The sequence below is a fragment of the uncultured Aquimonas sp. genome (assembly GCF_937888285.1).
Lineage (GTDB): Bacteria > Pseudomonadota > Gammaproteobacteria > Xanthomonadales > Xanthomonadaceae > Aquimonas.
The window spans coordinates 1-11,381 of the sequence record NZ_CALART010000099.1 but is presented as its reverse complement, the minus strand read 5'-3'; the positions used below and the strand labels follow the sequence as shown (position 1 = coordinate 11,381).

Annotated in this window: 12 protein-coding genes and 1 tRNA gene; all 13 read left to right on the top strand. The window is 68.5% G+C overall.

Features of this window, described 5'->3' with window-relative positions:
* Nucleotides 1-464: 464 nt before the first annotated feature.
* Complete coding sequence (gene ruvC, locus Q0654_RS18355) at nt 465-1,001, top strand: crossover junction endodeoxyribonuclease RuvC (protein WP_298856428.1); 537 nt, start codon at nt 465-467, stop codon at nt 999-1,001.
* A complete protein-coding gene (gene ruvA, locus Q0654_RS18350; protein ID WP_298856426.1) occupies nt 998-1,600 on the top strand; it encodes a Holliday junction branch migration protein RuvA in 603 nt (200 codons plus the stop codon). The genes ruvC and ruvA overlap by 4 nt, the downstream gene beginning before the upstream one ends.
* A 335-nt stretch (nt 1,601-1,935) precedes the next feature.
* Entirely contained in the window at nt 1,936-2,964 is a 1,029-nt protein-coding gene (gene ruvB / locus Q0654_RS18345) for a Holliday junction branch migration DNA helicase RuvB (RefSeq protein WP_298856425.1), read from the top strand.
* Nucleotides 2,964-3,413: a tol-pal system-associated acyl-CoA thioesterase gene (gene ybgC, locus Q0654_RS18340; protein ID WP_298856424.1), complete on the top strand. Its 450-nt coding sequence runs from the start codon at nt 2,964-2,966 to the stop codon at nt 3,411-3,413. Before ruvB ends, ybgC begins: the two co-directional genes overlap by 1 nt.
* A 9-nt stretch (nt 3,414-3,422) precedes the next feature.
* Nucleotides 3,423-4,103, top strand: coding sequence for a protein TolQ (gene tolQ, locus Q0654_RS18335; RefSeq protein WP_298856423.1), 681 nt, complete (start codon nt 3,423-3,425; stop codon nt 4,101-4,103).
* A 27-nt stretch (nt 4,104-4,130) separates the two neighbouring features.
* Entirely contained in the window at nt 4,131-4,550 is a 420-nt protein-coding gene (tolR, locus tag Q0654_RS18330; RefSeq protein ID WP_298856422.1) for a protein TolR, read from the top strand.
* 19 nt (nt 4,551-4,569) lie between these two features.
* A complete protein-coding gene (locus Q0654_RS18325; protein WP_298856421.1) occupies nt 4,570-5,517 on the top strand; it encodes a cell envelope integrity protein TolA in 948 nt (315 codons plus the stop codon).
* A 511-nt stretch (nt 5,518-6,028) separates the two neighbouring features.
* Nucleotides 6,029-7,342, top strand: a complete 1,314-nt coding sequence (gene tolB / locus Q0654_RS18320; protein WP_298856420.1) for a Tol-Pal system beta propeller repeat protein TolB — start codon at nt 6,029-6,031, stop codon at nt 7,340-7,342.
* A gap of 274 nt (nt 7,343-7,616) precedes the next feature.
* Entirely contained in the window at nt 7,617-8,126 is a 510-nt protein-coding gene (pal, locus tag Q0654_RS18315; protein WP_298856419.1) for a peptidoglycan-associated lipoprotein Pal, read from the top strand.
* Entirely contained in the window at nt 8,126-9,046 is a 921-nt protein-coding gene (ybgF, locus tag Q0654_RS18310; RefSeq protein WP_298856418.1) for a tol-pal system protein YbgF, read from the top strand. Before pal ends, ybgF begins: the two co-directional genes overlap by 1 nt.
* A 166-nt stretch (nt 9,047-9,212) precedes the next feature.
* The gene (queE, locus tag Q0654_RS18305; RefSeq protein WP_298856417.1) at nt 9,213-9,893 is read left to right on the top strand and encodes a 7-carboxy-7-deazaguanine synthase QueE; all 681 of its coding nucleotides are present in this window, start codon (nt 9,213-9,215) and stop codon (nt 9,891-9,893) included.
* Between the two features lie 197 nt (nt 9,894-10,090).
* Nucleotides 10,091-10,765 carry a 7-cyano-7-deazaguanine synthase QueC gene (gene queC, locus Q0654_RS18300; RefSeq protein ID WP_298856416.1) on the top strand — a complete coding sequence of 225 codons (675 nt, stop codon included), beginning with the start codon at nt 10,091-10,093 and terminating at the stop codon, nt 10,763-10,765.
* A 126-nt stretch (nt 10,766-10,891) separates the two neighbouring features.
* Nucleotides 10,892-10,966 (top strand) — tRNA-Lys (locus tag Q0654_RS18295).
* Nucleotides 10,967-11,381 lie beyond the last annotated feature (415 nt).

Below are 11,381 nucleotides of genomic sequence, written 5' to 3'. Positions count from 1 at the left end.
CAGCGACCGGGGCAGGTGAAAGTGCCGCCGCGATCGGCGCGGATCGAAGTGCTGCCGCGATCGGGGCGGGGCGACGTGTCGCCGCGATCGGGGTTGGCCGATCTGGGCCCCCGCCTTCGCGGGGGCGACGGGAGTGGGTGTGGCGCGAGGCTCCCACATCACCGTGAAGCGCGAGGCCTGCGCGCTCCCCTCGCTCGTCATCCCCGCGCAGGCGGGGATCCAGTGCTGCAGCGACCGGGGCAGGTGAAAGTGCCGCCGCGATCGGCGCGGATCGAAGTGCTGCAGCGATCGGGGCGGGCCGATCTGGGCCCCCGCCTTCGCGGGGGCGACGGGAATGAAGGCAGCGCGAGGCGCGTGTTTCCTGGCGGGGCGCGAGGCCTGCGCGTTCCCGGCGTCGGCGAGTTGCGGATTCCGAATCCCGAATCCCGAATCCCGAATCCCGGCGCAGCCACCGAGGTCGCGCCATGAGCACCCGCATCCTCGGCATCGACCCCGGCTCGGTCCGAACCGGCGTGGGCATCGTCGACGCCGACGGCACCGGTCGCTGCGTGCACGTGCATCACGAGGCCCTGCACGTCGGCCTTGAGGACGAGTTTCCCAAGCGCCTGCGCGGGATTCTCGACGGCCTGTGGTCGCTGATCGATCGCTTCGCCCCGCATGAGGTCGCGATCGAGCGCGTGTTCCTGTCGCGCAATCCGGACTCGGCGCTGAAGCTGGGCCAAGCGCGCGGTGCGGCGATCTGCGCGGTGGTGGCGCGCGATATCGGCGTGCACGAATACTCGCCGATGCAGATCAAGGGCGCCGTGGTCGGCCGCGGTGCCGCCGACAAGGCCCAGGTGCAGCACATGGTCGGCGTGCTGCTCGGCATCGACGGCAAACTGCAGGCCGACGCCGCCGACGCGCTGGCGGTGGCGATCACCCATGCGCACACCCGAACCCTGGCCGCGCGCACCGGCGTGGCGGCGTCCCAACTCATTCGACGTCGAGGCAGCAGACGATGATCGGTCGCTTGCGCGGCACCCTGATCCACAAGGCCCCTCCACAGATCGTGGTCGACGTGCACGGCGTCGGCTACGAGCTGGAGGCGCCGATGAGCACCTTCTACGACCTGCCGGAGCTGGGCCGCGAGGTCAGCCTGTTCACCCACTACGCGCAGAAGGAAGACTCGGTCTCCCTCTACGGTTTCCTGAAGGACGCCGAGCGCCGGCTGTTCCGCGAGCTGCAGAAGGTGACCGGCATCGGCGCCAAGATCGCGCTCGCCGTGCTGTCAGGCGTGTCGGTGGACGAGTTCGCGCGCCTGCTGCAGGCCGGCGACGTCACCGCGCTGACGCGCATCCCCGGCATCGGCAAGAAGACCGCCGAACGCATGCTAGTCGAGCTGCGCGACAAGGCCTCGAACATGGGCGGCAGCGGCCTGAGCTTCGTGCCTTCCCCCGGCGCGGCCGTGCCGACCGACCCGCTGAGCGAAGCGATCGTGGCCCTGCAGCAGCTGGGCTACAAGGGCGTGGAAGCCCAGCGGATGGCGGAGAAGGCGCGCGAGGACGGGGATACGGCGGAGGCGATCATTCGCAAGGCGCTGAAGTCGGCGCTGCGGACGTGAGAGCGGGGATTTGGGATTGGGGATTCGGGATTCGGGATTCGTTTGCGGGCACCTTCGGCTGGACTGGAGCGGCGGCTTCGCACCGCGGAAGCGGAAGCGGAGCAGCTTTGTAGCCTGGAGCTGAGTTCGAAATCGGAACTTGAGCCCCTCTCCCACCGGGAGAGGGGCTCAGAAGCAGAGCCCCGAGGCGCCGCCGGTACTAGCGAGGGCTGCAGCGCCGCGCTCCGCTGCTATCGCCAACCCCGTAAACTGCCGCGCTGCGTAAGGGGCCCCCTGCAGCCTGCAAACCGCCGGCTGCGAATCCCCATTCCCCAATCCCCAATCCCGGCTCCAACGTGACCGACAGAATCGTCTCCCCCGAGGAATCCCTCGACGAAGCCCGGCTTGAGGCGTCGATCCGCCCGCGCGTGCTCGACGACTACCTCGGCCAGGCCCCTGTGCGGGAGCAGATGAAGATCTACATCGAGGCCGCGAAGAAGCGCGGCGAGGCGATGGATCACGTGCTGATCTTCGGCCCGCCGGGCCTGGGCAAGACCACGCTCAGCCACGTCATCGCCAACGAGCTGGGCGTCAACCTGCGCCAGACCTCGGGCCCGGTGATCGAGCGCGCGGGTGACCTCGCGGCGCTGCTGACCAACCTGCAGCCGCACGACGTGCTGTTCATCGACGAGATCCATCGGCTGTCGCCGGTGGTCGAGGAGATCCTCTATCCAGCGATGGAGGACTACCAGATCGACATCATGATCGGCGAAGGCCCGGCCGCGCGTTCGATCAAGCTCGACCTGCCGCCCTTCACCCTGATCGGCGCCACCACCCGCGCAGGCCTGCTCACCAGCCCGCTGCGTGATCGCTTCGGCATCGTCCAACGGCTGGAGTTCTACTCGCCGGAAGAGCTCACCGCGATCGTGCGGCGCTCGGCGCGCATCCTCAGCATCCAGTGCGCGCCGGAGGGCGCGGCCGAGATCGCGCGCCGTTCGCGCGGCACGCCGCGGATCGCCAACCGCCTGCTGCGGCGCGCCCGCGACTTCGCTCAGGTGCGCGCCGAAGGCGTGATCACGCTCGAAGCCGCGCAGGCGGCCATGGCCATGGTCAAGGTCGATGCCGAAGGCTTCGACGATCTCGATCGCCGCCTGCTGAAAACCATCGTCGAGAGCTTCGACGGCGGCCCGGTCGGCGTGGAGTCGCTGGCGGCCGCACTGAGCGAGGACCGCGGCACCATCGAGGACGTGGTCGAGCCCTATCTGATCCAGCAGGGCTATCTGGTGCGCACCGCGCGCGGCCGCATGGCCACCAGCCGCACCTGGAAGATGCTGGGCCTGAAACCCCAGGGCGGCCCGCCGCCCGACCTGTTCTCGGGCAGCTGATGCAGACGTCCAGCAGCGGAAACATTCAACGCGAATTCAGCTGGCCGGTACGCGTTTACTGGGAAGATACCGACGCTGGCGGGGTGGTCTACCACGCCAGCTACGTGCGATTCCTGGAGCGCGGCCGCAGCGAATGGCTGCGCGCGCTCGGCATCCACCAGCAGGCGCTTGCGACGGACCGCGACCTGCTGTTCGCGATCCGCGCCATGCAGCTCGACTTCCTGCGCGCGGCCAAGCTCGACGACGAACTCACGGTGCGCACCTCGCTGGCCTCGCGGCGCGGTGCCAGCCTGGTGTTCGAGCAGGGCATCTGGCGCGGCGAGACGCTGGTGCTGCGCGCGGAAGTGCGCGCGGTCTGCCTGACCGCCAGCAGCTTCCGCCCGCAGCCGCTGCCGGATGACCTGTTCACCGACGTAGAAACCCATTCCCTGTTCAAGGCTTCGGAGTAGACGGCCGCCATGTCGAACAACATCAACGTGCTGGACCTGATCCTGCACGCCAGCCTGCCGGTGCAGCTCGTCATGCTGCTGCTGGTGCTGGCTTCGATCTCGTCCTGGGTGATCATCCTGATGAAGAAGCGCGTGCTCGATCGCGCCTCCAAGGGCGCCGACGAGTTCGAGGAGCGCTTCTGGTCGGGCACCGACATGAGCGCGCTGATGCGTGAGCTGGGCAACCAGGACGATCGCGCCAGCGGGCTTTCGGCGATCTTCGAGGCCGGCTTCCGCGAGTTCGCGCGGCTGCGCCAGAAGAAGAGCATGGACAACCGCACCCAGCTCGAAGGCGCGCAGCGCGCCATGCGCACGGCCCTGTCGCGCGAGATGGACGCGCTCGAGCACAACCTCGAATACCTCGCCAACGTCGGCTCGATCAGCCCCTACGTCGGCCTCTTCGGCACGGTGTGGGGCATCATGATCAGCTTCATTGGCCTGGCCGACGTCAAGGAAGCCACCATCGCCACGGTCGCGCCCGGCATCGCCGAAGCGCTGATCGCCACTGCCATGGGCCTGTTCGCGGCGATCCCGGCGGTGTGGGCCTACAACCGCTACGCCACCCGCGTCGAGCGCATCCACACGCGCTACGAGACCTTCGCCGAAGAGTTCTCGACCATCCTGCAGCGTCACGCCCACGTCGACGACTGACGGCACGGAACCCGAGCGAGCATCGCCATGCGCAAGCGCACCAAGCGCAAGCTGAAGAACGAGATCAACGTCGTCCCCTATATCGACGTGATGCTCGTGCTGCTGATCATCTTCATGGTCACGGCCCCCCTGTTGAACCTCGGCGTGGAAATCGAGCTGCCCGAGTCGAACGCACGCCCGGTCGAGACGCAGAAGGACCCGGTGATCGTCGAGGTCAGCTCGGACGGCCGCTTCTTCCTGACCCTGCAGGGCGCCGCCGCTGAGGAGATCGATGCCGAGGCGCTGGTCGCCAAGGTCGGCGCCTTCGTGCGCAACAACCCCGAAGTGCAGGTGATGGTGGCCGGCGACCGCCGCACCGACTACGGCACCGTCTACCAGGGCATGGTGCTGCTGCAGGAAGCCGGGGTGACCAAGGTCGGGCTGATGAGCAAGCCCGAGGCGAACTGAGAAGGCCGCCACGAGCGCAATGGAAACCCGCGAGGACAAGCTGGTCTCACTGGTGCTGGCGATCGGCCTGCATCTGGCCCTGTTCGGCCTGCTGTTCGTCGGCATGCTGTGGCAGAAGCCGCCCGAGTCGCCCTCGGTGCGCGGCGAGCCGATCACAGCGACCCTGGTGATGGGCGGCGCGCAGCCGTCCGCGCCAACGCCACCGCGGCCTGCGCGCCAGGCCGAGCGCGAGACCGCACCGCGACCGCAGCCCACGCCGGAACGCGCGCCGCAGACGGCCGAAGCGCCGCCGCAGGCCGCACCGCAGGCGCCCGTACCCACGCCCGACACCGAAGACGCCGAGCGCGCCGCACGCAACGCGCTGGCCGAAGCCCAGCGGCTGGAGCAGGAGCAGCGCGAGAAGCGCCGCCAGGAGCAGGTGCTGCTGGAGCAGCAGGCGCAGGAAGAAGCCCAGCGCCTACAGCGCCTGCGCGAACAGCAGCAGCGCGAGCAGCAGGCTGAGCTCGACAAGATCCGTCAGCAGCGCGAGGCCGCCGAGCGCCAGCGCCGGATCGAGGAAGAGCGCCTGAAGCAGCTGGAGGACATGCGCAGCCAGCAGAACGCGCAGAACCGCCCGGGCAATGCCGATCGCGAGCAGCCGGCGACGCAGAATGTGGGCGAGGTGGGTAATCGCGGCACCGACGACAGTCTGCTGGGGCGCTATCAGGTGGCGATCCAGCAGAGCGTGCAGCGCAACTGGCTGCGGCCGGAAACCGCCCGCCCTGGTCTGCGATGCACGGTGGACATCGTGCAGATTCCCGGCGGCGAGGTGATCAGCGTCAGCGTGACTTCGCCCTGCAATGCTGATGAACTCACGCGTCGATCGATTGAGGCGGCGGTGATGAAGGCGAACCCCCTGCCCTACGAGGGCTTCCAATCGGTGTTCTCGCGGCAGATCCGTTTCACGTTCCGCTGGGACGGCGAGTAGGCCGATACGCGCCGAGGTGCCCCCCACCTCTGAGTCCATGCAATTACAACAGGCCTGATGGAAGCCAGGCGCGCGGCGGAGCCTCAGGCAGGCGCGAGTACACCTGGCCAAGCTCTGCGCCTGACGGCTGACTCAAGCTTTGGCAGATGCGCTGCGCTTATCTGCCCTACGCGTCGATGTGCACCGGCGCCGACGCTGACTCGGCGTCGCTCGCGGTTGTAGGGCGGATAAGCGCAGTGCATCCGCCAGGGGGTTCGAGGGAAGCCTTACGCGTGGCGAAGCCTCAGCAGGTCCGATGCGGCCGAACGCCCCCCCTGGAGCCCGAGCCAGACGTCCCGGCGACCCGCGCAGGGCCGCGCGCCTCGCGACTGCACTGGGGTCTCCGTTCAGCTTCGCCGCTGCCCCTCGTGTAATGTTCGCGCTTCACGCGAACCCCGATCCGGCCCGGACCCCACGAACGGCTGGCTGCGGCTGCGCTCAACGCAATTCCAGGCCCGACATGACCCCGACGATGCCCCGCTTCGCCGCCCTCCTGCTCGCCGCCTGCGCCCTGTTCGCGCTGGGCTCTGCGCACGCGCAGCGGCTTGAGATCGACATCCTCGGCGTGAATTCGTCCGCCCTGCCGATCACCGTCGTGCCCTTCGAATACCTCGGCGCCGGCGCTGCCCCCGAGACCGACATCGGCGCCGTCATCCGCGCCAATCTGAACCGCAGCGGCTCCTTCCGCGCGCTCGCCGAGCGCGACATCGTCGAGAAGCCGATCCGCTCGGCCGACGTCAACTACGCCACCTGGCGCCTGCTGAAGCAGGACTTCCTGGTGGTCGGTCGCGTGCTGGACGGCAGCGACGGCGGCTACCGCGTCGAGTTCGAGCTGCTCGACGTCGCCAAGCAGGAGCGCATGCTGGGCCTGGCCATGATCGGCCGCAGCGGCAGCCTGCGCGACGTCGCGCACCAGGTGTCGGACCAGATCTACGAGCGCATCCTCGGCGTGCGCGGCGCGTTCTGGACGCGTATCGCCTATATCACCGCCACCGGCCTCGGCCGCGACATGCAGTACGCGCTGATGGTCGCCGACGCCGACGGCTTCAACCCGCAGCCGGTGGTGCGCTCGCGCGAGCCGCTGCTGTCGCCGGCCTGGAGCCCCGACGGCCGCCGCGTCGCCTATGTCAGCTTCGAACGCGGCAATTCCTCGATCTACATCCAGGACATCGGCAGCGGCCAGCGCGAGCTGGTGGCCAGCCACCGCGGCATCAACGGCGCGCCCAGCTTCTCGCCGGACGGCAGCAAGCTGGCGCTCACCCTGTCGCGCACCGGCAACCCCGAGATCTACGTGATGGACCTGGGCAGCAAGCAGCTGACCCAGCTGACCCAGCACTGGGGCATCGACACCGAGCCGACCTGGGCGCCGGACGGTGCCTCGATCTTCTTCACCTCCGACCGCGCCGGCAAGCCGCAGATCTACGAAGTGCCGGCAGGCGGCGGCGACGCCCGCCGCATCACCTTCCTCGGCGACTACAACGCCCGCGCCACGGTCTGCTGTGAGGGCAAGAAGCTGGCGATGGCGCAGGGTCAGGGAAATGTTTATCGTATTGCGGTTTTGGACCGCACCGTGGGCAACCCCGGCGTCCAGAATCTGGTTTCGGTCGGCAATCTGGACGAATCGCCGAGCTTTGCACCGAACGGAAGCATGCTGCTCTACGCCGCCCGCGAGGGCCGCCGCGGCGTTCTGTATGCCGTGTCGGCCGATGCCCGCGTGCGGCAGCGACTTGTTCTCGCCGATGGCGACGTCCGGGAGCCCGCCTGGTCGCCCTATCGGCAGCGCTGATCGCCCTCACCGGCACAGTGCGTTCCACCCCGGCGCGGCCCTTGGGTTGCGCCACCCCCACGACAGGATGTCGTGGGGCAAGGTCCGAAGGCCGCAAGGCTGCAGGACGGCGGGAGCAGGCAGGCCAGCGCCGCGAGGCTCAAGGTCGGGTCTGCGCTCGGTGCCAAGCGCTGGAAAGCGTGTGCGCCGAAGTATCCGCTCTGAGGATGGGCTCAATGTCACCGCTTCAAACCATAAGACTGCATCCGATCGCAACCCCAAGGACCCTGCTCCGATGAACACGATGACCCGCCTGCTGATCGCCGCCGCGACCGTGGCCGCCCTGGCCGCCTGCGCCAAGAAAGAAACTGTCCAGCCGACCACTGACACCACCACGACCCCGCCGACCCAGACGGCTGCCCCGTCCGACGGCCGCTACACCCCGGAAGACCTGGACCGTGACCCCTGCCTGGTCAAGCGCGTTGTCTACTTCGACTTCGACAAGTCGGACATCAAGTCCGAGTTCGCTTCGATCCTGGCCTGCCACGCCAAGTACCTGACCGACCGTCCGTCGGCCCGCATCACCCTGGAAGGCCATGCCGACGAGCGCGGTTCGCGCGAGTACAACCTGGGCCTGGGCGAGCGCCGCGGCAACGCCGTCAATGGCGCCCTGCTGTCGAACGGCGGTTCCGCCAGCCAGCTGACCGTCGTCAGCTACGGCGAAGAGCGTCCGACCTGCACCGATTCGAGCGAAGGTTGCTGGGGCCAGAACCGTCGCGTCGAGATCGTCTACACCGCCCGCTGATGCGCGCGTACAGCCTCCTCGCAGGCTGCCTGGCAACGGCGACCCTCTGGGTCGCCGTTGCCGCTCCGGCGGCTGCCCAGGGTTCGCGCCTGTCGCTGGCCGACCGCGTCGCGCGGCTGGAGCAGCAGCAGTCCGGCGGCGACCAGGCCCAGGCCAATATTCAATTGCTCAACCGGATCAGCGAGCTGCAGGCGGAAATCGCCAGCCTTCGCGGCATGGTGGAGCAGCAGGCCTTCGAGATCGAAGCCCTGTCCAAGCGCAACCGCGACCAATACCTAGATCTCGACAGCCGCATCGGCCGCATCGAAGGTGGCGTCAGCGCCAGCCCGGGCGCTGCGCCTGCGGGTGGCGCCGGCGCGACAAGTGCCGCCCCGGTGGACGAGATCGCGCTGGGCGGCAGTTCCGCGCCCGCGACCACCGAATTCGAAGAGCCTGAAGTGCGCGCCCCGGTCGAAGGGCTGGTGGGCACCGCCGCACTCGGCGGCAGCGACACCGCCCCCGCCGCCATCGAAAGCGTGCGTGGCAACCCCGAAGACGAGCGCCGCAGCTACGACGCCGCCTTTGACGAGCTGAAGGAAGGCCGCTACGCCGAAGCCGCGCGTCGCTTCAACAGCTTCCTGCAGATGTACCCGGACGGCGACTATGCGCCGAACGCGCAGTACTGGCTGGGCGAGTCCTACTACGTCACCCAGAACTACGAGATCGCGCTGGAAGCCTTCCAGACCCTGCTGCGCCGCTTCCCCAACAGCACCAAGGCGCCCGACGGCCTGCTCAAGCTCGGCTACTGCCAGTACGAGCTGCGCCAGTGGAACGAGGCCGAGGCCACGCTGAACCGGGTGATGCAGCAGTACCCCGACACCACCGTCGCACGTCTGGCCCAGGGTCGACTGCGGGCCATGCGGCTGGAAGATCGCCGGTAGCGCCGGCGATCTTGGGATTGGGGATTCGGGATTGGGGATTCGCCCGCCCCCACTACCGCTGTAGCGCTCGCTTCGCCTATCTCGCCTGGCCCCTTCCGTTCGGGGCCCGATGAGCACGGAACGCCCGGCCACGAATCCGCCACCCAGTCGTTCGAGCGACACCGCATTGAATCCCGAATCCCCAATCCCGAATCCCATCGCCCAGAGCGACCGCCTCCGCCTCACCGAGATCTTCCTCTCGCTGCAGGGCGAGTCGCGCAGCGTGGGCTGGCCGACCGTGTTCGTGCGCCTGACCGGCTGCCCGCTGCGCTGCGGCTACTGCGATACCGCCTATGCCTTTCACGGCGGGCAGTGGTGGGAGATCGAGGACATCCTCGCCGAGGTCGCCCGCCATGGCGCCCGCCATGTCTGCGTGACCGGCGGCGAGCCACTGGCGCAGAAGCGCTGCCTCGTGCTGCTGGAGCGGCTGTGCGACGCCGGCTACAGCGTCTCCCTGGAAACGTCGGGCGCGATCGACATCGCCCCGGTCGACCTGCGCGTGCAGCGGGTGATCGATCTCAAGACCCCGGGCTCGGGCGAGCTGGCGAAGAACCGCTGGCAGAACCTCGATCATCTGCAGCCCTCCGACCAGATCAAGTTCGTGGTCTGCGACCGCGCGGACTTCGACTGGGCCATGCAGGTCACCCGCGAACACCGCCTGCACGAGCGCTGCGAAGTGCTGGTCTCGCCCAGCTTCGGCCAGGTGCAGCCCGCCGAGCTCGCCGACTGGCTGCTGGCCGAAAAACTGCCGATCCGCTTCCAGATGCAGCTGCACAAGCAGCTGTGGGGGGAAGCGCAGGGGCGCTGAGCGCGCTTGCGCGCGCGGGATTCGGGATTTGGGATTCGCAAGAGCCGCAATCCCATCGGGATGGCAAGCTCCACGCAGCCGTCGACATCCACCAATGTGCCCTGCCGATGGCGGCGTCGGTTCGAGTCGAAAGCCCCGCTCAACGGTTGCCGATTGCCGACTCACCCTTCCCGATCAAGCACAGGAACCACACGCCCATGAATCCAGCGAAAGCCGTGGTGCTCCTTTCCGGCGGCATGGACTCCGCCACCGTGCTGGCGATCGCCCGCGCCGAGGGCTATGAGGCCTATGCGCTGAGCGTGGCCTACGGCCAGCGCCACACGTCCGAGCTCGCAGCCGCGGCCCGGCTGGCGAAGTCACTTGGCGCGGCCGCACACAAGGTCGTGAATATCGATCTGCGCAGCATCGGAGGCTCGGCGCTGACCGACGACATCGAGGTGCCCGAGCACGGCGGCGAGGGCATTCCGGTCACCTATGTGCCGGCGCGCAATACCATCATGCTGAGCGTGGCTCTCGGCTGGGCCGAAGTGCTGGGTGCGCAGCACATCTTCTGTGGGGTCAATGCGGTCGACTATTCGGGCTATCCCGACTGCCGGCCGGAGTTCATCGCCGCCTTCGAGCGCCTGGGCAATCTCGCGACCAAGGCCGGGGTCGAGGGCCATACGCTGCGCGTGCACGCGCCGCTGATCGACCTGAGCAAGGCCGATATCGTCCGCCGCGGAATCGAACTCGGCGTCGACTTCGGCGAGACCGTGTCCTGCTACCGCGCAGATGCCGAGGGCCGCGCCTGCGGCCACTGCGACGCCTGCCGGCTGCGCGCGGCGGGCTTCGAGGCCGCCGGCGTCGCCGACCCCACGCGCTACCTTGGATGAATGGCGGCCCGGCCCCACGCGGCGCAAACTTGTGCCTGCGCCGCCCCCTGACTACACTGCGCGCCCCTGCGTGAGGCCCAGCCCGGGCTGTTCGCCGCGCAGCCTGTCGAATCCGATGACATCACCGGGTCGTTAGCTCAGCGGTAGAGCTGCGGACTTTTAATCCGTAGGTCGAAGGTTCGAATCCTTCACGACCCACCATCTGCGCCAGTTGGTTCGCAGAGGCCATAGGCCCAGTAGTCCGAACTGTGTGCGGCACGCGGTGCTTCCGTTTCCGCCGTGGCCGCGGTGCCGGGTCCAAGCCGAACACTTTGCTCGGGATGCGAGCGGCCCATGCCTCGAATCGCTGGCGCCTCGCCGACCGCGCGAGGCATGAAGTGGAGCGCCCATCTGCAATGAGCGGACGGTTTCCGGCCCGAGGCAAGAGCCTCTGGGCCCCCGCCTGCGCGGGGGCGACGAGCCGGGGATGCAATCGCCCCGGTGACTGGATCAGGACCGAGATTGCCTTGGAAAACGGCAGCTGTGAAGCGAGTGTTTGGCTCTCCCTGCTTGGCTCTTCCCGCTTGGCTCTTCCCGCTTGGCTCTTCCCGCTTGGCTCTTCCCGCTTGGCTCTTCC

Coding starts and splice junctions, on each gene's coding strand:
- ybgF (WP_298856418.1), top strand. CDS start 8,126: ATGCGCGCGTACAGCCTCCTCGCAGGCTGCCTGGCAACGGCGACCCTC.
- tolR (WP_298856422.1), top strand. CDS start 4,131: ATGCGCAAGCGCACCAAGCGCAAGCTGAAGAACGAGATCAACGTCGTC.
- Q0654_RS18325 (WP_298856421.1), top strand. CDS start 4,570: ATGGAAACCCGCGAGGACAAGCTGGTCTCACTGGTGCTGGCGATCGGC.
- tolB (WP_298856420.1), top strand. CDS start 6,029: ATGCCCCGCTTCGCCGCCCTCCTGCTCGCCGCCTGCGCCCTGTTCGCG.
- tolQ (WP_298856423.1), top strand. CDS start 3,423: ATGTCGAACAACATCAACGTGCTGGACCTGATCCTGCACGCCAGCCTG.
- pal (WP_298856419.1), top strand. CDS start 7,617: ATGAACACGATGACCCGCCTGCTGATCGCCGCCGCGACCGTGGCCGCC.
- queC (WP_298856416.1), top strand. CDS start 10,091: ATGAATCCAGCGAAAGCCGTGGTGCTCCTTTCCGGCGGCATGGACTCC.
- ruvC (WP_298856428.1), top strand. CDS start 465: ATGAGCACCCGCATCCTCGGCATCGACCCCGGCTCGGTCCGAACCGGC.
- ruvA (WP_298856426.1), top strand. CDS start 998: ATGATCGGTCGCTTGCGCGGCACCCTGATCCACAAGGCCCCTCCACAG.
- ybgC (WP_298856424.1), top strand. CDS start 2,964: ATGCAGACGTCCAGCAGCGGAAACATTCAACGCGAATTCAGCTGGCCG.